The 22054-nt window shown below is 61.5% G+C and carries 19 protein-coding genes; 13 read left to right on the top strand and 6 right to left on the bottom strand.

Annotation, left to right across the window (positions count from 1 at the left end):
* Positions 1–16 precede the first annotated feature (16 nt).
* Positions 17–1423: a dihydrolipoyl dehydrogenase gene (gene lpdA / locus G9X67_RS28025; protein WP_171600174.1), complete on the top strand. Its 1407-nt coding sequence runs from the start codon at positions 17–19 to the stop codon at positions 1421–1423.
* 103 nt (positions 1424–1526) lie between these two features.
* The gene (locus G9X67_RS28020; protein WP_171600173.1) at positions 1527–2027 is read left to right on the top strand and encodes a cytochrome b/b6 domain-containing protein; all 501 of its coding nucleotides are present in this window, start codon (positions 1527–1529) and stop codon (positions 2025–2027) included.
* A 12-nt stretch (positions 2028–2039) separates the two neighbouring features.
* Here G9X67_RS28020 and G9X67_RS28015 read toward each other — a convergent pair whose 3' ends face one another.
* Positions 2040–3116: a TraB/GumN family protein gene (locus G9X67_RS28015; protein WP_171600172.1), complete on the bottom strand. Its 1077-nt coding sequence runs from the start codon at positions 3114–3116 to the stop codon at positions 2040–2042.
* A 191-nt stretch (positions 3117–3307) separates the two neighbouring features.
* Positions 3308–4243 carry a tyrosine recombinase XerC gene (locus tag G9X67_RS28010; RefSeq protein WP_171600171.1) on the bottom strand — a complete coding sequence of 312 codons (936 nt, stop codon included), beginning with the start codon at positions 4241–4243 and terminating at the stop codon, positions 3308–3310.
* A gap of 139 nt (positions 4244–4382) precedes the next feature.
* Between G9X67_RS28010 and G9X67_RS28005 the strand changes: the two genes are divergently transcribed.
* Positions 4383–5333, top strand: coding sequence for a GNAT family N-acetyltransferase (locus G9X67_RS28005; RefSeq protein WP_171600170.1), 951 nt, complete (start codon positions 4383–4385; stop codon positions 5331–5333).
* 14 nt (positions 5334–5347) lie between these two features.
* Complete coding sequence (locus G9X67_RS28000) at positions 5348–5845, top strand: GNAT family N-acetyltransferase (RefSeq protein ID WP_171600169.1); 498 nt, start codon at positions 5348–5350, stop codon at positions 5843–5845.
* Here the strand turns inward: G9X67_RS28000 and G9X67_RS27995 are convergent.
* From G9X67_RS27995 to G9X67_RS27985, 3 genes are read right to left on the bottom strand one after another with little or no spacing between them, the layout of a single operon-like run.
* Positions 5826–6758 carry a dihydrodipicolinate synthase family protein gene (locus G9X67_RS27995; protein ID WP_171600168.1) on the bottom strand — a complete coding sequence of 311 codons (933 nt, stop codon included), beginning with the start codon at positions 6756–6758 and terminating at the stop codon, positions 5826–5828. The two genes, G9X67_RS28000 and G9X67_RS27995, sit on opposite strands and share 20 nt — an antisense overlap.
* A gap of 14 nt (positions 6759–6772) precedes the next feature.
* The gene (locus G9X67_RS27990; RefSeq protein WP_171600167.1) at positions 6773–7642 is read right to left on the bottom strand and encodes an amidohydrolase family protein; all 870 of its coding nucleotides are present in this window, start codon (positions 7640–7642) and stop codon (positions 6773–6775) included.
* Positions 7639–9351, bottom strand: coding sequence for an IlvD/Edd family dehydratase (locus G9X67_RS27985; protein ID WP_171600166.1), 1713 nt, complete (start codon positions 9349–9351; stop codon positions 7639–7641). The genes G9X67_RS27990 and G9X67_RS27985 overlap by 4 nt, the downstream gene beginning before the upstream one ends.
* 240 nt (positions 9352–9591) lie before the next feature.
* On the opposite strand from G9X67_RS27985, the gene G9X67_RS27980 reads away from it, so the two are divergent.
* Positions 9592–10617: a Gfo/Idh/MocA family oxidoreductase gene (locus G9X67_RS27980; RefSeq protein WP_171600165.1), complete on the top strand. Its 1026-nt coding sequence runs from the start codon at positions 9592–9594 to the stop codon at positions 10615–10617.
* Positions 10618–10748: 131 nt separating this feature from the next.
* The gene (locus G9X67_RS27975; protein WP_171600164.1) at positions 10749–11420 is read left to right on the top strand and encodes a GntR family transcriptional regulator; all 672 of its coding nucleotides are present in this window, start codon (positions 10749–10751) and stop codon (positions 11418–11420) included.
* A 55-nt stretch (positions 11421–11475) separates the two neighbouring features.
* Here G9X67_RS27975 and G9X67_RS27970 read toward each other — a convergent pair whose 3' ends face one another.
* The gene (locus G9X67_RS27970; RefSeq protein WP_171600163.1) at positions 11476–13104 is read right to left on the bottom strand and encodes a beta-xylosidase; all 1629 of its coding nucleotides are present in this window, start codon (positions 13102–13104) and stop codon (positions 11476–11478) included.
* 350 nt (positions 13105–13454) lie between these two features.
* Between G9X67_RS27970 and G9X67_RS27965 the strand changes: the two genes are divergently transcribed.
* From G9X67_RS27965 to G9X67_RS27935, 7 genes are all read left to right on the top strand, one after another.
* Positions 13455–15356 (top strand): ABC transporter substrate-binding protein, encoded by a 1902-nt coding sequence (locus G9X67_RS27965; RefSeq protein WP_171600162.1) that lies wholly within the window; start codon positions 13455–13457, stop codon positions 15354–15356.
* A 67-nt stretch (positions 15357–15423) separates the two neighbouring features.
* On the top strand, positions 15424–16428 hold the full coding sequence (locus G9X67_RS27960; RefSeq protein ID WP_003543481.1) for an ABC transporter permease: 1005 nt from the start codon (positions 15424–15426) through the stop codon (positions 16426–16428).
* Positions 16429–16434: 6 nt separating this feature from the next.
* Positions 16435–17292 carry an ABC transporter permease gene (locus tag G9X67_RS27955; protein ID WP_138389581.1) on the top strand — a complete coding sequence of 286 codons (858 nt, stop codon included), beginning with the start codon at positions 16435–16437 and terminating at the stop codon, positions 17290–17292.
* 4 nt (positions 17293–17296) lie between these two features.
* Entirely contained in the window at positions 17297–18331 is a 1035-nt protein-coding gene (locus tag G9X67_RS27950) for an ABC transporter ATP-binding protein (protein WP_138389517.1), read from the top strand.
* Positions 18328–19215 carry an ABC transporter ATP-binding protein gene (locus tag G9X67_RS27945; protein ID WP_171600161.1) on the top strand — a complete coding sequence of 296 codons (888 nt, stop codon included), beginning with the start codon at positions 18328–18330 and terminating at the stop codon, positions 19213–19215. Before G9X67_RS27950 ends, G9X67_RS27945 begins: the two co-directional genes overlap by 4 nt.
* Positions 19216–19321: 106 nt before the next feature.
* A complete protein-coding gene (locus tag G9X67_RS27940) occupies positions 19322–21538 on the top strand; it encodes a primosomal protein N' (RefSeq protein ID WP_003543473.1) in 2217 nt (738 codons plus the stop codon).
* 80 nt (positions 21539–21618) lie between these two features.
* Positions 21619–22008 carry a DUF4345 domain-containing protein gene (locus G9X67_RS27935; protein WP_138389520.1) on the top strand — a complete coding sequence of 130 codons (390 nt, stop codon included), beginning with the start codon at positions 21619–21621 and terminating at the stop codon, positions 22006–22008.
* The last annotated feature ends 46 nt before the right edge of the window (positions 22009–22054 follow it).

Raw genomic sequence — 22054 nt, 5'->3', positions numbered from 1 at the left:
CAAAGGGAAAGAAGCAATGTCCTACGATGTGATCATTATCGGAACCGGCCCGGGCGGCTATGTCTGCGCCGTCAAGGCGGCCCAGCTTGGCCTCAAGGTCGCCGTCGTCGAAAAGCGGGCGACCTATGGCGGCACCTGCCTGAACGTCGGCTGCATTCCGTCGAAGGCGCTGCTGCATGCCTCCGAAATGTTCCATCAGGCCGGCCACGGGATGAGCGCGCTCGGTATCGACGTCCCGGCGCCGACGCTCAATCTCGGCAATATGATGGCCCATAAGGATGCGACGGTGAAGTCGAATGTCGACGGCGTCGCCTTCCTCTTCAAGAAGAACAAGATCGATACCTTCCAGGGCATCGGCAAGGTCGTTTCGGCCGGCAAGGTTTCCGTCACCGCCGATGACGGCAAGGTGCAGGAGATCGAGGGCAGGAACATCGTCATCGCCACCGGCTCCGACGTCGCCGGCATTCCCGGCGTACAGGTCGAGATCGATGAAAAGACCATCATCTCGTCCACCGGCGGCATCGCGCTGGAGAAGGTGCCGGAAACGCTGATCGTCGTCGGTGGCGGCGTCATCGGCCTCGAACTCGGTTCGGTCTGGTCGCGTCTCGGCGCCAAGGTCACCGTCGTCGAATATCTCGACACCATCCTTGGCGGCATGGACGGCGAAGTCTCCAAGCAGTTCCAGCGCATGCTCGCCAAGCAGGGCATCGATTTCAATCTCAGCGCCAAGGTCACCGGCGTCGAAAAGGGTGACAAGGGCGCCAAGGTCACCTTCGAGCCGGTCAAGGGCGGTGACAAGGTAACGCTCGACGCCGAGGTCGTGCTGATCGCCACCGGCCGCAAGCCCTATACGGCGGGCCTCGGCCTCGAAGAAGCCGGTGTTACGCTCGACAATCGCGGCCGTGTCGAGATCGACGGTCACTACAAGACCAATGTCGCCGGCATCTATGCGATCGGCGATGTGGTCAAGGGTCCGATGCTGGCGCACAAGGCGGAAGACGAGGGCGTGGCGCTTGCCGAAATCCTCGCCGGACAGCATGGCCATGTGAATTATGAGGTCATTCCGAGTGTCGTCTACACCCAGCCGGAAATCGCTTCCGTCGGCAAGACCGAGGAAGAGCTGAAGGCGGCAGGCGTCGCCTACAAGGTCGGCAAGTTCCCGTTCACGGCGAACGGCCGGGCGCGTGCGATGCTGGCGACCGACGGCTTCGTCAAGATCCTTGCCGACAAGGAAACCGACCGGGTGCTCGGCGGCCATATCGTCGGCTTCGGCGCCGGCGAGATGATCCACGAGATCGCCGTACTGATGGAATTCGGCGGTTCGTCGGAAGATCTCGGCCGGACCTGCCACGCGCATCCGACCATGTCGGAAGCGGTGAAAGAGGCTGCGCTCGCAACCTTCTTCAAGCCGATCCATATGTAATCTTACATATCCGTAACAAAGCATACAGCCGCTTGCCGGAAGGCAGGCGGCTGTTTTAGTTGTTGCGTATCATAGAGTTCAAGCATCCGCGAAGGTCCAGAAAATGCAGCAGCCGTCCATCGTGAGTTACAGCCTGAGCCAGCGTCTTCTTCACTGGGCCGTAGCGCTGCTGATCTTCTTCAACCTGCTGTTTCCCGACGGCATGAATATCTGGCATCGGCTGATGCGCAGAGGCCAGGTACCGACACCGGAGCAGATTTCGTCGGCAAATATCCATGCCTATGTCGGCATCGCCATCCTGCTGCTTGCCGTCCTCAGGCTCGGGCTGCGTTTTGCCAAGGGCGTTCCGGACGAGGTCGCGCAGGAGCCGGCGATCTTCCGTCTTGCAGCGAGGCTTGCCCATGCTGGCCTCTATATCCTGATCTTCGCGATGCCGCTTTCGGGCATCGCCGCCTACTATTTCGGTATCGATCCCGCCGGTTCGTTCCACGCGGATGTGCTGAAGATCATTGTCTGGGCGTTGATCGCGGCGCATGTCGCCGGCGCCCTCGTCCATCAGTTCTATTGGAAAAGCAATGCTCTGCGCCGCATGACGCTCGGCTGACCCCCGGCGGCCTTAATTCACCGCCGTCACGGTGAAGCCCTGCTGGCGCAGCAGTTCGATGACACCGTCCTTGCCGGGCAGATGCAGGGCGCCGACGGCCATGAAGACGTTGCCGCTGTCGAGGATGGGCGCTGCGCGCTCAGCCATCACCTTGTTGCGGTCAAGGATGACGCGCTGTTCGAAGGCGGCATAATCGCTGTTTTCGCCTTCTTCCTCCGGTGTCACGGTTTTCAGCATCGGCATGGTCATGCCGATGTTGCCGGAGAGGTAGAGGTCGGTCATCGTCTCGACGACGTCGCTCATCTTGTCGCCGAGTTCCAACGTTTCGATCAGTGATTTCAGATGGAATTCGACCGGCAGATCGGCCATGGCCTGGATCTGTTCGGCAAGGGTTTCCAGCCCCTTGACCTGCTTGCCCTGAGCAATGGCATCGGTGGCGATCTTCTGGTCGAGGAACTGCGCGCCTTTTGCCTTGCGGGCGATTTCGCAGGCCGGCAGGGCGACGGCGCTGGAAATCATCCAGGGCCGCATCCGGGAAACGGCGCTGATCGGGATACCGCGCTGCTTGAGGCCGGTTTCGAGACGCGTGTAATCCTCGGGGGAAAGCAGCTTGTCGATCGTCGTGCCGTCGGTGAACATCGTCAGTTCCGGCTTTGCGAGCAGGGCGGCGGTCGCCTTCCGCTCATCGAGGATCTCGTCGGATTCGATGATGATCGTGTCGGCGGCGTCGTGGGCTGCCTGGGCGCGCGGCGGCAGGGCAAGCACGCGCGGATCGGTGACATGCATGCTGCCGAGCAGCCACGACGGTGCAAGTCCCGGCTTCTCGATCTTCCAGAAGATGCCCTTGCCGTTCGGCGTGGCGTCGGCTTCCTTCAGCGCCTCTGCGTAGCGGGCAGGGTCGTTCTGCTGCAGCTCGACCATCAGATTGCGGCCGGTGCAGGCGACGTCTTCGGCCGCTGCCGGCCTTGCAGTCAGGAAGGCGGCAAACAGGGCGGCAAGAAGCAGCATGTGAAAGGCTGCGATCAGCCAGAGCAACAGATTGGCCGGCACTGCGAGGTAAGACGTCCGGCGGCCGATTGATGTCGTCATGATGGGTGTTCCGATCACATGCTCTATAGGCTTCATGCTCTACGCCCGGCTTGCGCATATTCCTTTAAGAGAATGCCTTAACGAGAGCTTAAAGCGCCTCACATTCAATCGCATCCATGCGATACGCTTTAAGCCTATCGTTTATGCATGTCGTTGCCCCAAAACCGCTGCGCACTTTTGGGCGACATCCATTACGCTCGCGGATGCGCCCGATCATACACCTCGAGCAGCCGCGATGCATCGACGCCGGTATAGACCTGCGTTGTGGACAGGCTGGCATGGCCGAGCAATTCCTGGATGGTGCGCAGATCACCGCCGCCGGCAAGCAGGTGGGTGGCGAAGGAGTGGCGCAGTGCATGCGGTGTCGCCGTCTCCGGCAGACCGAAGGCGCTGCGCATCTTCTGCATGGTGCGCTGGATGATCGCCGCTTGCAGCTTGCCGCCGCGAGCGCCGCGAAACAGCGGTTCTCCGCTTTCGAGATGATATGGGCAGAGCGCTCGGTATCTCTCGACGGCATCGAAGACCACAGACAGCAGCGGCACCAGCCGCGTCTTGTTGCCCTTGCCGGTGATGCGGAGCGTCGTCGCGCCCTTCTGCAGGTCGGCGGGAGTCAGATCCAGCGCTTCGGAGATGCGCAGGCCGCAGCCGTAGAGCAGCGTCATGACCGCCGCGTCGCGCGCCGCGATCCAGGGTTCGTCATGGAGCTGGGCGTCGTCGCTGACGACGGTGATCGCCTGGGTGTCCGACAGCGGCTTGGGCAGCGATTTCGGTTGTTTCGGCGAGCGCACCGCGCCAGCGCCGGCGGCATTGACCAAGCCTTTCTTTTCGAGGTGGCGCAGCAGCGAACGAAGACCCGCGAGATTGCGGCCGAGCGAGCGAGCGCCGGAGCCCTGCTTGCGCCGGGCCGCCAGGAAGGCGCGGAAATCGGCGGAGCGCAACTCCCTGATATCGCCAAGCGTCACCGGGCCGGCGAGATGGCCGGTCAGAAAGGTCAGGAACTGGCGGGTATCACGCTCGTAAGCGTCGAGCGTGTGCTCGGAAAGACGGCGCTCACTCGCGAGGTTTTCGAGCCACGCGGCCCGTTCCGCCATCAGGCGCTGATCGGCGATAACAAGCAGTTCGTTCACGTTGCGGGCCTTGATTTTGCCTTCAAGTCCGCCAATTTGGAGCAGGAACAGTTATGGAATTGATAATGCCGGCCAAGCCTTTGTCATCCTTCGATCATATTCAACTGCGATAGCTTATACCCCATAGACAGGATCTTTCATGGCACGGCGCGATTCCATGACGGCTTTCGGACAGCTCGCGGAAGCGATCGCTCTCATTTCACAGGGAAAGCCCGGTCATATCGTCGATACGCTGATTGCTGAACGCGGCCAGAGGATCGTGAAAAATCCGCTTTGGCCGGTTATGCGGCCGTTCCTCTACACGCTGCTGCGCTATAACAAGGCGCTCGAATTCGCCAATGCGGTCGCCAAAATGCCGGGCTTCCAGTCGTTCGAATATCTGAGCGATGTGCTGAAGCTCGACATCGGCATCACCAATGGCGAACGCATTCCTGATACCGGCGGCTTCATCCTCGTCAGCAACCATCCGACCGGCATCGCCGACGGCGTTGCCGTGTTCGATCTTTTGAAAACGCGCCGGCCGGACATGATGTTCTTTGCCAATCGCGATGCTATCCGCGTCAATCCGCGCTTTGCCGAGATGATCATTCCCGTCGAATGGCGGGAGGAGCATAAGAGCAAGCTGAAAGCGCGCGAAACGCTGCAGCTAACCAACCATGCGGTGAAGGAAGGCAAGGCGACAGTGCTCTTTCCCTCAGGCCGCATCGCCTATTGGGCGAACGGCCGGCTGAATGAGCGTCCATGGAAGACCTCGGCTGTCGGGCTGGCGCGCAAATACAATCTGCCGATCCTTCCCGTCCATATGACGGCGCGCAATTCCGGCCTGTTCTACTGGCTGGCGAAATGGTCGACGGAGCTTCGCGACATGACGGTCTTTCACGAACTGCTGAACAAACGCGGCGACCGCTTCGATTTCGTCATCGGCAATCTCATTCCGGCCGAACAGCTGGACGGCGACCTCAACGAGGTGACGAAGGCGCTGGAGAAACATACGGTGCATGACATGGCTAGAGATGGTGACGCGAGTTTCGTGCCGGTCGGCCTGCCGGTTGCGGCTACGCACCGCGAGATGCCGGTTCCTGCTATCTAACCACCGGCACCGCCATGACAATCGATATCCGCAGGCTCAGCGATCGATTGCCGCGGGAGATCGCAGATCTCGAAAGCGAAGCTCGACAGGAAGGCTATCGCCATGTCGCCCGCCTTATCGACGAATGGTCGATCGGCGACAACAGGTTCCAGCGTGACGGCGAAAGGCTGCTTGGCGCCTATGCCGATGACGCGCTCGTCGGCATCGGCGGCATGACCGTCGACTCCGACATATCAGGGGCGCTGCGCATGCGGCGTTTCTACATTCGTCCCGCAATGCGCGGGCGCGGCATCGGCCGGATGCTTGCCATGGCTCTGCTTGACCGCGCGTGTTCCTTCTGCACTGTCGTCACCGTTCATGCGGGAAACGAGGGTGCGGCGAGGTTCTGGGAATCGCTCGGGTTTCAGCCCCACGGACGAGATGGACATACCCATCTGCTTGAGCTGCAGCGTCGTAGCGATGATCCAGCAGCTTCGGATTTGCGTCAGCGCGTTACGCCCCGATCTCCTTGAGGCGGATGGCCTGGCGCGCCAGCAAGCGCTCGACATCGGCAATATCCAGTGTCGAGAGCTTGGCGCCCGGCTTGCGCAGGGTGGCGGACTTGATCACACCGCGCTTGGCAAGCACATATTTGCGCGAGGCAAGGCCGATGCCCTGTTGCTGTTCATAGCGGGCGAGCGGCAGATAGGCATCGAAGATCGCATGGGCGCGATCGGGATTTCCGGCTGCATAGGCCTCGACGACACCAACCATCATCTCGGGATAACAAAAGCCGGTCATGGCGCCATCGGCGCCGCGGCCCATCTCTTCGGGCAGGAAAAGCCCGCCATTGCCGCAGAGGATGGAGATACGCCGCATGGCGCCCTTGTCGCTGGCGGCGCGAAGTGCTGAGATTTTCGACAGCCCCGGCCAATCTTCATGCTTGAGCATGACGCAATTCGGTACCTCGTTGACGATGCGCTCGATGACCTTGGGCGCGATCGTCACGTTGGTGGTGAGCGGATAATCCTGCAGCACGAAGGGCGTATCGCCCAGGGCCTCGCCGACCGACTGGTAGAAGGCGAAAGCCTGATCGTCGGTCTTGACGGTCCAGGGTGGCGCGACCATGACGCCGGCGGCACCCCCGCCCATGACGGCTTCGGCGAGTTCGCTCATCGGCGCAAGCCCAGGCGCCGACACGCCGACGACGACGGGAAGGCGCCCGTCGAGGCGCTTCAGCACGCGCTCGACCACGATTCGCGATTCTTCGGCCGTCAGCTTCGGCGCCTCGCCCAGTTGGCCGAGCACGGTCAGGCCGGTAACGCCGGCACCTTCGTAGAAATCGACCATGCTGTCGATGCTGGCGAGATCGAGCGAGCCGTCATCGGTGAACGGGGTTACGGCGATCACATAGACGCCCTTGGCATCTTCAGTCAGTCTGGCCATTGGTGCTCTCCAATTCAGCGGCCGAAGAACAGCGCTTCGGCATTTCGAACAAAAATCTTTTCGGCAATCGCGGAGTCGTCGATGGCGGCCTGCATGGTTTCTATCAGCTCAGCGTCATCGGGCATGCCGTCCCACAATTCGGTGTGCGGCCAATCGCTGCCCCAGAGCAGCCTTTCCGTATGGCTGGCGGCAAGGGCGCGGCCGACCTCGGTGAAACCGTCGTAATTCACATCCTTCAGACGATAGGGCGCGGTCACTTTGACGTAGGCCTCGGCTTTGTCCATCAGCCTTTTCAGGGCATCGACATGCAACGATCTCGTCTCTCTGGCAAGCGGAATGAAGCCGAGATGATCGATGATGATGGGCAGGCGGATGCCGGACAGCGTTGCCGCAATATCGGGAAGTTGTTCGGGATTGATCTGCAACTGCAGCGACCAGCCGAGAGGGGCAATGCTTTCCGCCAGTGTCCTGGCGGCGGCGAGTGGGAGGCCGCCCTTGTTGCGCGTATTGATCCGCACGCCGCGCACGCCGAGCCGGTCAAGCCGCTCTATCTCGGTTTCTGCGGTTTCGGGATCGATGACGACGATGCCGCGCAGCCGATCTGGATAGGCGGCCAGCGCATCGAGTAGCACCCTGTTGTCGAGGCCATAGACGCTTGGCTGCACCAATACGCCCCTGGCGATGCCAAGACTGCCGGAGAATTCGATCCAATCGGCAATCGTCGCTAGGTCAGGCGTGTAGCTGCGTGGGGTGTTGAGCGGAGCGCCGGCGCGAAAGACGTGGAAATGCGTATCGACCGTACCTTGCGGCAGTGTTGCCCGCGGCAGCCGCGTTAGCGGCCGGCGGGGCAGGCAAAGCGGTGCCTCCATCTCAGCGGCGCTCATCGCGCGTCGAGCTCCTCGCTTTGCAGGAAGTCGAAGTCGGCGCCTTCGTCGGCCTGGAGCACGCGCTCCTGGTAGAGCTTCGCATAGCCGCGCGCCGGGGCCGGGGAGGGCCGGTTGACGACTTCAAGCATGCGGCGATCGAATTCCGCCTGGTCGATATCGAGATCGATACGCCGGCCCTCGACGTCGAGGCGAATGCGATCGCCGGTGCGGACGATCGCCAGAGGCCCGCCATCGGCCGCCTCAGGCGCGATATGGAGGATGATCGTGCCGAAGGCCGTGCCGCTCATGCGGGCATCGGAAATCCGCACCATGTCCTTCACACCCTGCCGCGCGAGCTTGCGGGGGATGGGTAGATAGCCGGCTTCCGGCATGCCGGGCGCACCTTTTGGTCCGGCATTGCGCAGAACCAGAACGTCATCGGCATGGACGTCGAGATCGTCGCTGTCGATGCGCAGCGTCATATCCTCGACGGAATCGAAGACGACGGCGCGTCCGATATGCTGCAGCAGTTCCTTGGAGGCAGCCGATTGTTTGATGACGGCGCCGCGCGGCGCAAGATTGCCGTGCAGGACGGCGATCGTTCCGATCGGCTTCAACGGCTTCTCGACGGTGCGGATGATGGTCTGGCCCGGCTCGTCGACGACATCGTCGATGATCTCGCCGATCGTTCTGCCGTAGACCGTCGGGGCGCTGCCGTCGATTTCATGGCGCACCGCCTTCAACAATGCGGGGACGCCGCCAGCCTCGTGGAACTGCTCCATATAATGCTGGCCGGAGGGCTGCAGGTCGACGAGCAGGGGAATGCTCCGGCCCAGCCGGTCGAGTTCGGCCATGTCGAGGCGCAGGCCGAGGCGGCCGGTGATTGCGGCAAGATGGACGACGGCATTGGTCGAGCCGCCCATTGCCTGCAGCGCGACGAGACCGTTGCGGATTGCCTGCGGCGTCAGGATATCGCGCACCGTCGGGGCAGCCTCATCCATGGCGAGACGCGCGGCCACACGCCCCGTCTCCTCGGCGAGGCGGACACGTTCGGATTCGACGGCGGGCGCCGAACCGGCGCGAGGGAGGCAGAGACCCATGACTTCGGTCAGGTTCGCCATGGTGCTCGCCGTGCCCATCACCGTGCAGGTGCCGATCGAGCTGGCCAGCTTGTTGTTGACCTCGGCGATCTCGGCCTCGTCGATCTCTCCGGCGCGGAAGCGTCCCCAGAAACGGCGACAATCCGTGCAGGCGCCAAGCCGTTCGCCCTTGTGGTGGCCGACGGCCATCGGCCCGGTCGGCAGGAAGATCGCCGGTATCTCGCTGCTGGCGGCCGCCATGATCTGGGCCGGCAGGGTCTTGTCGCAGCCGCCGATCAGAACGACGGCATCCATCGGCTGGGCGCGGATCATCTCTTCCGTTTCCATCGCCATCAAGTTGCGCAGATACATCGAGGTCGGCGAGGCAAAGCTCTCGTGGATCGAGATCGTCGGAAACACCATGGGCATCGCACCGGCCAGCATCACGCCGCGCTTGGTTGCCTCGATGAGTTGCGGCACATTGCCGTGACAGGGATTGAAATCACTGTAGGTATTGGCGATGCCGACGATCGGGCGGTCGAGCGCATCGTCCGAATAACCCATGGCCTTGATGAATGCTTTGCGCAGGAAAAGGGAGAATCCCTGATCGCCATAACTCGTCAGCTTGCGGCGAAGACCGTTCGACAAACCTGTTCCTCCCTCGCCAAATTGATCCATGGCCGTGTTGTCAGGGTAGAGGGATACGGATGATTGTCAATAAATAAGATGGCGCCACTGTATCGTATTTTTGGATTTCTTCGGCGATTACCATAAAATACAAGGGTAATCTCGGAAATTGGTGCTTTCGTTCGACAATCAACCGGTTGGCTTTTGCGAAGAAGCAGGGTAGATTATTGATAAAATGGAATTGAATACAGAGGAAGCGCGATGATGGGAACGGAACGACGGCGTATCGGCATTATCGGTGCCGGCTGGGTCAGCGCCTATCATCTGCCTGCATGGATGCGGCAATCGGAAAGAGCCGAGGTCGTGGCGATTGCCGACCCGTCGCCGAGCGCCATCGAGGCCCGGCTTGCCGCCTTCGATATCGCTCGCAACTATACGAGCGTGCAGGCGATGCTGGATGCTGAGCAGCTCGATGCCGTTGATATCTGCGCGCCGCGGGAATTCCATGTCGAACTGGTCCGGCTGGCGGCAGCAAAGGACCTCGACATCATCTGCCAGAAGCCGCTCGCACCCTCCTACGACGAGGCGGTCGACCTGGTGGCAAGCCTTTCCGGCAGGGGCAGGCTGATGATCCACGAGAACTGGCGGTTCCGCGCTTATTATCGGCGGCTGAAGGCGTGGCTCGACGAGGGGCTTGCCGGCGAGATCCGCCAGGTGCAGTTCGAATTCCTGTCCAGCGGCATGATCGCGGATGCCGAGGGAAGAAGGCCGGCGCTGATACGCCAGCCGTTCTTCCGGACACAAAAGCGGCTGCTGGTCATGGAAGTCATGATCCATCATCTCGATACGCTGAGATATCTTCTGGGCGAGATGGAGGTGGTGAGTGCGCGGCTTGAGAGGAGCAATCGCGATATCGTCGCAGAGGATGTCGCAAGCGTCGTCCTGCGCCGGCTTAGCGACGGCATTCTTGTCACCATCAATGCCAATCTCGCCGTGCATGGCGCGCCACCGGCGCCGCGCGATCACCTGCGCATCTTCGGGGCGCGCGGCACGCTCGAACTTAACGGCAATCTGCTCTCGGCCGAGGGTGCGCAGCAGCGCCGGGAAAGCTTCGATCCTGACGAGACCTACCAGGGCGCCTATGACGCGACCATTGCGCATTTTCTCGACAGCCTCGATGGAAAGGTCGCGATGGAGACATCGCCGGGCGATAACATCAAAACGCTTGCGCTTGTCGAGGATATCTATCGCCTGAGCCGGTTCGACCCGGAACGCAATCCACTGTAACATGGCCCGCCGTTAGAGCGCCGCGCGTCCGACAGGACGCGCTAAGGACGCTCTATCACATTAAATTGGCGCATAATCCCTTTCCGAAAATCGACTTCGATTTTCGGGGTTATGCTTCAGAGGAGATGACATTGCAGACGCTCAACGAAAGCCGCGAAGACGGCATCGAGCATGATGATCTAAGTATTGCCCGCGCGCTGGAGGAAGACATCATTTTCGGGCGGCTTGCGCCCGGAACCCGCCTGACCGAAGACACGCTCCTTGCCCGCTTTCATGTCACGCGTCATTTTGCCCGGCAGGCGATCGTGCAGCTCGAGACGATGGGCATCGTGGTTCGGGAGCGGAACAAAGGAGCGACCGTCCGCTCGCTGACTGCTCGCCAGGTTCAGGAAATCTACGATGTGCGTGAGTTGCTGCAACGGCAGGCGGCTCTGTGGATAAAGCTGCCGGCACCCGAGGCATTGATCGAGGAACTGCTGGCGATGCACGAGGAGCATGGCCGGCACGTCGAATCCGGCTATCTCAGGGGTGTGCACGAGGCCAACGACAAATTTCACCTGACGCTCTTTGGCGCCTGCGGCAATGCCCATCTGGTGCAATCGATCGAGCTCTATATGCGGCTCAGCCTGCCGGTGCGCGCCAATTCAATGTCGAGCAAGGAGTCGCTGCGCATCTCGCATGAGCACCACCGGCTGATGATCGAGATGTTGCGCGGTGGGGATAACTGGGTTCTCGCCCAGCTCTGCGTCGACCATTTGCAGCCGAGCAAGAAACGTTATCTTGCCTATGTCAGCGACAATTGACCGGCTCGTTTGAAGGGAGCGCAATCATTCGATTGCGCTCCCTTCGCCTACCGGCTCACCAATCGAGGCGCAGGAGAGACACGCCTTGACGCGGTAGGGAGACCTTGAGGGCGATCCTGCCGTCATCGACCTTGACCGACGCTTCACCGTCGATCTCGGCGAGCTTTCCCGAGGCTTCCAGTCTGGCATAGTCTTCGCCGGCCGGCTCCTGCGGCTTGCCCATCGCCTTCCAGACGCCGAAGGCGTTGGAATGCTCCTCGTCCATCCTGAAATGCTTGAGCGAGGCGGACTTGTCGCCCCAGCCGTCGAGATTGACCGTGATATTGGCGGACGGGCCGGCTTCATCATCGTCGTGGTAGTGCCAGACGAGAATGGAAACGCCCTTGTCGTCGCGGGTCGCCACGACATTGACATCGGGCTTGCCGCGAACGCCATGGCTCATGATATCTTCGATGTCGCGGCGATAATCGCTTTCCGATTCCAGCCATTCGCCGCCGAGTTTGCCAAGCATGCGGAAGCCGTTGAGAACAGCCTTGTCGACGCCGTTGGTCGCAAGATCGCGGAAGCCGTCGAAATAGGGCTGGTCGTCGAAGAGAAAGGCCCAGGTGACCGCGCCTTCGATGTGGATGTTGGCGCGTCTTGCAAGCTCATAGGTGCGGATCATGCTCTCGACGACATAGACGCCGTAGAGCGGGCCGTTGCGATAGCCGTTCTGGGGATGAACGCGTGCGGAGCAGGCCGCACAGCCTTCCGGGTCGGATTCGCCGATCACCACGGGCAGGTGGCGGAGTTCCGGAAACTCATTGATGATGGCAAGGTTCGTCTCGATGTCGCGGAGCTGCTTGTGCAGGCCCATCCGCACGTGACCCTCGTAGATCACCGGATTGCCCTTGGCGTGGAAGGCGAGGAAATCGATCGGCGACTTGTTGTCGACGACATGCTTGAGGAAGGCACGCAGAAAGGTCTGGGCCTTTTCATTGGCAAAGGCGCCGCAGGTGTGCGGCCCGCCGACGCGGGCCTTCGGAAGCGCGCGCTTCAATGCCTTGGCGCTGACGTCATACATTTCGCAGAATTGCGGGATGGTGCCGGTCCAATAGTGACCGTCCGGCTCGTTCCACACTTCCCACGGCCAACTTGAAACGACGTCCTCGCCATATCTTTCGGCCAGATGGCGCGCCCATGCTTCGATCAGGTCGCCCCATTTCTTCAGGTCGTTTGGCGGGGCCGTCCAGCCGGTGGTGATCGTTGCGTATTTGTCGGCCGGCTCCCATTGGTGGCGATAGGGACCGTCGAAATCGGAGAGCGCTTCGGGCGTGAAGCCGATCTGGATGAGCGGAATGTTGCCGGCTTCGACATAGGTGTCGAAGATCTTGTCGATGACCGTCCAATCATAGACCGGATTGCCGTTCGCATCCTCGGTATAGGCATTGGTCGAACCCCATTTGAGGGCAGGCAGGCCATCGCCGCTGGTCAGAAGATTGTGCGCGCGGATGCGGGGGGGCTCGGGGCTGAGCTCTGTCAGTTCCTTGAGCAGCTTCCTGCCGTGCGGGGAGTAAGTGTAGTTCGGCTCGTCGTATCCGAACCAGTTCCACAAGGGTTCGTATTTGCCGGTCGGCCGGTTGGCGTGAACGGAGATTGTCACGTCATAGGGGCTGCTCATCCTGGTGTCCTCTTGAACGGTCATGCCAAAGCCTCCTCCCGAAAGCAGGCGACCTGTCTGGTGATGAAGTGCGGCCTCTTGGGAGGGGCGCCGCGCTCGCCGCAAAAGCTAAGCGAAATGCTCACTTTGTCAATAATATAAAAAAGCAGATCGTCGCCACGCGGCAAAAACACCTGAAAATGCGCTATTTTTTATGACCGGCAAAATTATCAGTTGCCGTTTCTCAAAAAATTGTCGATAACTGTGGCGTGAGTTCGCCCGCCGCCGAGGAGTGCATGTGTCTCCGGACACGTGCAGGTGGGGTTCGCTGGACGCTATCGTCAATTGATTACGGGAAGCGCTCGCCGTGGCGAGTTGAGGAGGAGGAACATCCGATGAAGTTCCGTAAATATGCAGCCATTGCCTTATTGTCTCTCATGGCCCTTCCGGCATCTGCGCAGGATTTCATTGCCGGCATACCGCGCAACGAAACGCTGATCATTCAGGGCACGCCGCAGCAGAATGCCGACTGGTTCAACGTCTGGGCTCCGGGCGGCGGGGCGGCGGCAAACCTCAACGGCCTGCAGCAGCTGACCACCGATACGCTGTGGTTCATCAATCCCGAGGGCGGCAAGGATGCCTGGCAGAATGCGCTGGCCAGCGAACCGCCGAGCTACAATGCCGATTTCACCGAGATGACGGTGAAATTGCGCAAGGGCATCTTCTGGAGCGACGGCGTCGAATTCACCAGCGACGACGTGGTCTATACCGTGCAGACGCAGATCGACCATCCCGGCATGGCCTGGAGCGCGCCCTTCACCGTCAATGTCGCGAGCATGGAAAATCCGGATCCGCAGACCGTCGTCTTTCATCTGAAAAAGCCGAACTCGCGCTTCCACACGCTTTTCACGGTGCGCTGGAATGCCGCCTGGATCATGCCGAAGCACGTCTTCGAGAAGGCCGCAGATCCGCTGTCGTTCAATAATAATCCGCCGGTTTCGCTCGGGCCCTACCAGCTGCAGAGCTATGACAAGGGCGGCAACTGGACGATCTGGAAGCTGCGTGACGACTGGCAGCGCACGTCGATCGGCCTGGCTGCGGCACAACCGCCCGAGGTCAAATACGTCGTCTATCGGGCCGCCGGCAATCCGGAAGCGCGCGTCATCGAACAGCGCAACCACAATCTCGACGTCATCAACGACATGGCGCCCGAGGGCATGTTCTCGATCATGCGCGACAGCAAGAGCACGGCCTCCTGGCTAAAGGGCTTTCCTTTCGCGCATCCGGACCCGACGCTGCCTTCCGTTCTCTTCAATACGAAGAAGGCGCCCTTCGACAACAAGGACGTGCGCTGGGCTCTCGCGTTGCTGATCGATATCCGCGAAGTGGCGCTCGGTTCCTACCGAGGCGCGGCCAATATCGCCGCCCTTGCCACGCCGCCGACGGGTTCTGCCCCCGACGATTATTACGCACCGATGCAGGACTGGCTGACGAATTTCGAGCTCGACACCGGGTCTCGCAAGATCAAGCCCTACGATCCGAACATCTCGGCGCAGATCGCCAATATGGTGCGTAGTCAATGGGCCGATCAGATCCCGACCGATCCGGCCAAGCTGCAGCGCACATTCGGCTTCGGCTGGTGGAAGAAGGACGTTCAGGCTGCAACCGAGCTGCTGCAGAAGGCAGGCTTCAAGAAAAGCGGCCGCCAGTGGGTGAAGCCTGACGGCACGCCCTTTACGATCCGGCTGCAGGTGGAAGGCGATGCCATCCCGACGCTTGCCCGCGCCGGCACGGTGATCGCCCAGCAATGGACGCAAGCCGGCATCGCCACCAAGGTCGATGTCGCCGGCCCGACCAATGGCCAACGCCTCGGCACCGGCGATTTCGAGACGGCGATCTACTGGAGCATCGAGACCTGGGGCGGTCATCCCGACCTCTCCTTCTTCCTCGACAGCTATCATTCGGAGTTCATCAAGCCGGTCGGGCAGATCCAGCCGCCGCGCAATCTGCAGCGCTGGCAGGATCCGCGTCTCGACCAGATCATCGAGAAGAACCGATCGATCGCCTTCGATTCGCCGGATGTCGCCAAGCTCGGCCAGGACTTCCTGAAGCTTGCCGTCGAGGAAATGCCGATGATCCCGCTGATGGCCTACAACAAGTTCGCACCGCTCGATACGACCTACTGGACCAACTATCCGAGCGCCGACAATCCCTATTCGGCCTCGGGTCCGAACTGGTCGAACATTCGCTACATGGTGGTCGGGCTGAAGGCCAATCCGGATGCGCCGAAGCCTTGATCGAGGCACAACAAAGGAAACAGCCGGCCGCCGGCTGTTTCCGTTCTGCTATTGAAGGGTCGATGTCATGAACGGCTTTCTGATCTATGCGGCAAAACGCTTTCTGCAATTTCTCTTCGTGGTCTTCACCGGCATCACGCTGGCCTTCCTGATCGCACATTTTTCGCCGGTCGATCCGATCGAGCAGACCGTGTCGCTGTTGACGAGCTTCGGCTCCACCGATCCGCAGGCCGTCGAAATCCTCCGCGAATCGCTGCGCGAGCTCTACGGCACCGGCGGCCCGCTGCTGGAGCAGTATTTCACCTTCTGGGGCCGCGTCCTGACCGGCGATTTCGGCCCGTCGCTTTCCTCTTTCCCGACCCCCGTGATGACCGTTATCGGCCGTGCACTGCCCTGGACCGTCGGGCTTCTGACGCTTGCAACGATCATTTCCTGGATCATCGGGAATTTTCTCGGCGCGCTTGCCGGCTATTTCCGCAGCAGCAAGCTGCTGAAGGTTGCCGGCATCGTCATCATGGCGCTGCAGCCGATCCCGACCTACATCATCGGTCTCAGCCTGGTGATCCTCTTCGGTTTCATCTGGCCGATCCTGCCAATCAGCGACGGCGCCCAGGTCAATCTCGCGCCGGCCTTCAACTGGGCCTTCATCAGCTCGGTGATCGAACACGGCATCCTGCCGGCCCTGACCCTCGTGCTCGTCGGCATCGGCGGCTGGTTCATCTCGATGCGCTCGCTGGTTTCCAACATCGTCACCGACGACCACGTCGTCTATGCCGAACTTGGCGGCGTGCGCTCGCGCAGCATCTTTTCGCAATATGTGGCGCGCAACGCCATGCTGCCGCAAGTCACCGGCCTGGCACTCAGTCTCGGAAACGTCTTCGGCGGCGCCGTCATCGTCGAATTCGTCTTCAATTATCCGGGGATCGGCAAGCTTCTGATCTCCGGCATCTATTCCGGCGACTACAGCCTCGTGCTCGGTGTCACCACCATCGCCATCATCGCGGTTGCCGCCGCGGTCTTCGTGATCGACATCATCTATCCGCTGATCGATCCGCGCGTGAAACTGGGGTAATCCGTGATGTTCAAAGTCCTCAGAGACCTGCTGCGCTACAACAAGGAGTTCCTGCTCGGAACCGTCCTGATCTCTATCATCCTGGCGCTGATCGTGGCGTCGTTCTTCTCGCCCTATGACGAGAATGCCATCTATGTCGTCGCGCCCGACATGCCGCCTTCGGCCGAATTCTGGCTCGGCACCACCTCGCGCGGCCAGGAGGTTTTCTGGCAGATCGCCGCCTCGATGCGCAACACGCTGTTCTTCGGCATCATCGTCGCCTTCGTCAGCCGCATCATCGCCATCGCCGTCGGGCTGATCTCCGGCTATATCGGTGGGCGAACCGACCAGATCATCATGGCGGTCAACGATACGCTCGGCGCACTGCCGAACATTCCGATCCTGCTGCTTCTGGTCTTCGTGCTCCGCGACCAGATGACGTGGTTCATGCTGGCGATCACCGCAGCATTGCTCGGATGGACGCACGACAGCCGCCTGATCCGTTCCGTCGCCCTGTCTCTGCGTCAGCGGGAATTCACCCGGCACGCGGTCTTCTCGGGCATGCGCACACCGCAGATCCTCATCCGCGAACACCTGCCCTATGTCATGCCGATCGTCTTCTTCACGACGATGAACAACATGATCTGGGCGATCGGTCTCGAGGTGACGCTCTCGGTGCTCGGATTTTCCGACATCAACCGGCCGACGATCGGCGGCATGATCTACTGGGCCAATGCGCATTCCGCGATGGTATCGGGCATATGGTGGTGGGTCGCCTTTCCGATGCTCTTCGTCGTCATCCTGTTCCTCGGCCTGTTCATGCTGGCCATGTCGGTCAACGAATATATCGACCCGCGTTCGCGGCTCGCCCGCATGGGAGCTTGAGGAGATGCAGAACCTGATGAGGACGCAGCCTTTGACCCTTGCTGAAAACGCCATGGACGCACTGACGATCGACGGGCTGAAATGCTATTACGTCAACGACTATTTCGGTGTGCGGCGGGAAATCCGCGCAGTCGACGATATCAGCCTGACCATCCGCAAGAACGAGATCTACGGCATTGCCGGCGAATCCTCGAGCGGCAAGACATCGTTGATCAAGACGCTGGCCGGCGCCATCCGCCCGCCGATGCGCGTCGTCGGCGGGACGGTGAAATTCAATTTTGCCGACGGGCCGATCGATGTCTATGGCGAACCGGCGAAGATGAAGGCGGCACGCTGGCGTCACCTTTCCTACATTATGCAGGGCTCGATGAACGTGCTGAACCCGGTCAGAAGGGTCAAACACGCCTTCACCGATTTCGCCTCCCGCCATATGAACCTCGATCCCGCCGCCTTCCGCGCGCGCGTCGAGGCGCATCTTGCCAGGCTGCATCTCGATCCTCATGTGCTCGAGGCCTTTCCGCATCAGCTTTCAGGCGGCATGCGCCAGCGCCTGACCATTGCTCTCGCCACTGTCTGCGAGCCGGAATTCATCATCGCCGACGAGCCGACGACGGCGCTCGACGTGCTCGTGCAGCAGGACGTGTTGGCGCTGATCAAGGAAGTGCAGGCCCGCTTGCAGTCCTCGGTCATCTTCGTGACCCACGACATGTCCGTGCATGCCGCCATCACCGACCGGTTGGCCATCATGTATGCGGGACGGCTGGCGGAGGAGGGGCCGACGCAGGCGATCTTCGACAATCCCCAGCATCCCTATACCGTTCACCTGATCGGCAGCCTGCCACGCATCGGTGATGTCTCGACGCGAAAGAGCCTTAAGGGCAAGCCGCCGGCACTTTCGGATCCGCCTTCGGGATGCCGTTTCCATCCGCGCTGTCCGATCGCGATCGACAAATGCGCACGTGAAGTGCCGGCCATGCTGCCGAGCGCGACGGGAGGGCGGGTCGCATGCTTCCGTGCCGGGGAGTACCAGATCCAATGAGCAGCAATCTCCTCGAACTCGACCATGTGACCAAGCTCTTTCCGATCGGCGGTTTCTTCTCGCGCGAAAAGATGAAGGCGGTCGACGATGTCAGCTTCGCGCTCAGCGCCGACAAGCCCGAGATATTCACGATCGTCGGCGAATCCGGCTCCGGAAAATCGACGCTGGCGAAGATGATCCTCGGCAGCGAAAAGGCCGATCGGGGCAGTATTCATTTCGACGGCACGGATGTGAAGGCGGTCCGGTCCCGCAGGGATCGCGAGGCTTTCATGGCCAAGGTCCAGCCGGTCTTCCAAAATCCGTTCGAGGCCTTCAATCCGCTGACCCGGATCGACGAGTATCTGCTGGCCACCGCCCATCGCTTCAAGGGAGCAAATAGCCGCGCCGAGAAAGAGGCGCTTGCCGACGTTGCCCTCCAACGCGTCGGCCTGTCGATGGCGGAGATAAAGGGCCGCTTCTCGCACGAGCTTTCAGGCGGCCAATTGCAGCGCATCGCGGTCGCCCGTGCGCTGATACCCGAGCCGAAGCTGATCGTGGCGGACGAGCCGGTCTCGATGGTCGACGCATCGCTTCGCATGTCGATCGTCAATCTCTTCCGCGATCTGCGTGATGCTCTCAACGTCTCGATCGTCTACATCACCCATGACCTTGCGACGGCCTATTACATTTCCGACCGTGTGGTGATCATGCGCAAGGGCGTGGTGGTGGAAAGCGGCGATGCCAGGGACGTGCTGGAAAATCCGAAACACGCCTATTCGATCGCCTTGAAGAACGCGGTCCTGCCGCCCAATCCGCGTGAGGCATCGGCGATCCTGCGCCTGCGGCAGCGCGCTGCCGAGACAAATGAAGCCACTTCCGGCAGTGGCGACCGCCTTGCCAGGTGAAGCGCAGTTTCTGAGCTTCACGGTTTAAATCGTCGCGACGACCCGGAACGCGTCGCTCCGTCTTTGCGGTTCCAATTCCATCGATTTGCGGGCATGGTCTCGCGCGATGAGCACAGATTCGTCCGATCTCTTTGGCGCGCTTTTCGAGGCACCGCCCGCGAACCGAACGGTTCCCGTGCTGGTGCCGATGCCGGCGCCGAAACCCTATTCCTATTCGGTGCCGGATGGCATGGCGGTCGAGCCCGGTTCGGTCGTGCAGGTGCCGCTTGGCCCGCGGCAGGTGATCGGCGTCGTCTGGGACGGCGGCGAAGACGGCGTCGATCCGAAGAAGCTTCGGCCGATCAGCCATGTCTTCGACTGCCCGCCGCTTTCCAGGGAGATGCGGGACTTCATCGATTGGGTGGCGACCTATACGCTCTCGCCGCCCGGCCTCGTCGCGCGCATGGCGCTCCGGGCGCCGAACGCCTTCGAGCCGGAACCGATGGTGGAGGGGCTGAAGCTCGTCGGCGGCGAACCGGAGCGGATGACGCCGGCGCGCGCCCGGGTGCTCGATACGGCCTCCGACGGCTTTTCCTGGACACGCAGCGGCCTTGCGCATGCGGCGGGTGTCTCGACGAGTGTCGTAGACGGGCTGATCACGCTCGGTATCTTCGAGACTGTATTCCTGCCGCCGCCGCCGGTTGTCGCGATGCCGGATCCGGATTTTGCCGCAGCACGTCTCGAAGGGCCGCAGAAGCAGGCGGCCGAAGAGATCGTTTCCGATGTCCGCAAGGGCGAATTTTCGGTGTCGCTGATCGACGGGGTAACCGGCTCCGGCAAGACGGAGGTCTATTTCGAGGCGATTGCCGAGACGCTGAAACGCGGCAAGCAGGTGCTGATCCTGCTGCCGGAGATCGCGCTGACGGCCAGTTTCATGGAGCGTTTCCAGGACCGCTTCGGGGCAAAGCCGGCCGAATGGCATTCCGATCTTGCGCCGCGCATGCGCGAAAAGGTCTGGCGCCAGGCGGTGACCGGCGAAGTGCGGGTGGTGGCCGGCGCTCGCTCGGCGCTCTTCCTGCCCTTCGAGGATCTCGGCCTGATCATCGTCGACGAGGAACACGATCCCGCCTACAAGCAGGAGGATCGCGTGTTCTACAATGCTCGCGACATGGCCGTCGTGCGCGGCCGCATCGGTGATTTTCCCGTTATTCTGGTGTCGGCGACGCCGTCGGTCGAAAGCCAGGTCAACGGCCAGAGCGGACGCTACAGCACCGTCCACCTGCCGACGCGTTTCGGCGATGCGGCGATGCCGGACCTGCATCTGGTCGATATGCGCAGGCATGCGCCGGAGCGGGGCGGCTTCCTGTCGCCTGTGCTGATCCGGGCGATCGGCAAGACGGTGGAGAAGCGCGAACAGGCGCTGCTGTTTCTCAACCGGCGCGGTTATGCGCCGCTGACGCTCTGCCGGGTCTGCGGCCACCGGTTCCAATGCCCGCAATGTTCGAGCTGGCTGGTGGAGCATCGTTTCCGCAAGCAGCTGCAATGCCATCAATGCGGCCATGCCGAGCGCACGCCGGAGGCATGCCCGGAATGCGGCACGCTCGACCATCTCGTCGCCTGCGGGCCAGGCGTCGAGCGCATCGCCGAGGAGGTGGAACGGCATTTCCCGGAGGCGCGAACGATCGTTCTCTCTTCCGATATCATGGGCGGGGTGAAGCGGCTGCGGCTGGAGCTGGAAGCGATCGCCAAGGGCGAGGCCGATATCGTTATCGGCACCCAGCTTGTGGCAAAGGGCCACAATTTTCCGCTGATGACGCTGGTCGGCATCGTCGATGCCGATCTCGGCCTTGCCAATGGCGACCCGCGCGCGGCCGAGCGCACCTTCCAGCTTTTGTCGCAGGTGACCGGCCGGGCCGGGCGCACCGGCCTCAAGAGCCATGGGCTGCTGCAGACCTACCAGCCGCAGCATCCTGTCATGCAGGCAATTGTCTCCGGCGATTCCGACGCCTTCTACGAGCGCGAGATCACCGAACGCGAACGCGCCCTATTGCCGCCCTTCGGCAGGCTGGCGTCGATCATCGTTTCTGCCGAAACCCGCCACGACGCCGAAAACCATGCGCGCGGCATGCGCAACGCCGCACCGCAGGTGTCAGGCATCTCGGTGCTCGGTCCGGCCGAAGCGCCGCTTGCGCTGGTGCGCGGCCGCCATCGCTTCCGTCTTTTGGTGCATGGGCGGCGGAACTCGGACATGCAGGGGTTCCTGCGGGCGATGCTGTCGCAATCGCCCAAGGAGCGCGGATCGGTGCAGGTGCAACTGGATATCGATCCGCAGAGTTTTCTCTAAATCAAGTGAAGTCGCCATTTCCTCCTTTTTCGGCCCATGCCATAAAACACTGATTCATCCAGGTGATTTGGGGCTGATGCATGGAGTTTTACTTTCCGACCGAGCTTGGCGAGCAGCTTGCCTTTTGCTCCGCGGCTTTCACGGCGCTTGCCGGCTTCATCATGATGTTCGCGCCGGGCCATACTTTCCGTCTTCTCGGTTTGCAGGCGCAGGAGGGGCGGCCGGAAGGATATGGAGAGGGACGCTCGATGGGTGGTTTCTATCTCGGCTTCGGCCTGTCGGCGATCATGCTCGCCCAGACCACGATCTATATGGCGCTCGGCGCCTCCTTCGCGATGGCGGCCTTTGCCCGGATCGTCTCGATCCTGTCCGATAAGGGGAGTAATCTCGTCAACTATTTACTCCTGGTTGTGCAGATCGCTTTGGCCGCGCTACCGCTGCTCTACGTTTTCGGCTTCATCCAGACGTGACTCTCGCTGCCCGCAGACGGCTTGTTCGGCCTGCTTTCAGGCCATT

Origin of the sequence: Rhizobium sp. WYCCWR 11152 (genome assembly GCF_013087615.1) — a bacterium.
GTDB classification, from domain to species: Bacteria; Pseudomonadota; Alphaproteobacteria; order Rhizobiales; family Rhizobiaceae; genus Rhizobium; species Rhizobium indicum.
This window is presented reverse-complemented; position numbering and strand designations above follow the sequence as displayed.

Coding starts and splice junctions, on each gene's coding strand:
- G9X67_RS27955 (WP_138389581.1), top strand. CDS start 16,435: ATGTTCAAAGTCCTCAGAGACCTGCTGCGCTACAACAAGGAGTTCCTG.
- G9X67_RS27960 (WP_003543481.1), top strand. CDS start 15,424: ATGAACGGCTTTCTGATCTATGCGGCAAAACGCTTTCTGCAATTTCTC.
- G9X67_RS27995 (WP_171600168.1), bottom strand. CDS start 6,758: ATGGCCAGACTGACTGAAGATGCCAAGGGCGTCTATGTGATCGCCGTA.
- G9X67_RS27980 (WP_171600165.1), top strand. CDS start 9,592: ATGATGGGAACGGAACGACGGCGTATCGGCATTATCGGTGCCGGCTGG.
- G9X67_RS28000 (WP_171600169.1), top strand. CDS start 5,348: ATGACAATCGATATCCGCAGGCTCAGCGATCGATTGCCGCGGGAGATC.
- G9X67_RS27940 (WP_003543473.1), top strand. CDS start 19,322: ATGAGCACAGATTCGTCCGATCTCTTTGGCGCGCTTTTCGAGGCACCG.
- G9X67_RS28020 (WP_171600173.1), top strand. CDS start 1,527: ATGCAGCAGCCGTCCATCGTGAGTTACAGCCTGAGCCAGCGTCTTCTT.
- G9X67_RS27950 (WP_138389517.1), top strand. CDS start 17,297: ATGCAGAACCTGATGAGGACGCAGCCTTTGACCCTTGCTGAAAACGCC.
- G9X67_RS27970 (WP_171600163.1), bottom strand. CDS start 13,104: ATGACCGTTCAAGAGGACACCAGGATGAGCAGCCCCTATGACGTGACA.
- G9X67_RS27965 (WP_171600162.1), top strand. CDS start 13,455: ATGAAGTTCCGTAAATATGCAGCCATTGCCTTATTGTCTCTCATGGCC.
- G9X67_RS27935 (WP_138389520.1), top strand. CDS start 21,619: ATGGAGTTTTACTTTCCGACCGAGCTTGGCGAGCAGCTTGCCTTTTGC.
- G9X67_RS28015 (WP_171600172.1), bottom strand. CDS start 3,116: ATGACGACATCAATCGGCCGCCGGACGTCTTACCTCGCAGTGCCGGCC.
- G9X67_RS27990 (WP_171600167.1), bottom strand. CDS start 7,642: ATGAGCGCCGCTGAGATGGAGGCACCGCTTTGCCTGCCCCGCCGGCCG.
- lpdA (WP_171600174.1), top strand. CDS start 17: ATGTCCTACGATGTGATCATTATCGGAACCGGCCCGGGCGGCTATGTC.
- G9X67_RS28005 (WP_171600170.1), top strand. CDS start 4,383: ATGGCACGGCGCGATTCCATGACGGCTTTCGGACAGCTCGCGGAAGCG.
- G9X67_RS27945 (WP_171600161.1), top strand. CDS start 18,328: ATGAGCAGCAATCTCCTCGAACTCGACCATGTGACCAAGCTCTTTCCG.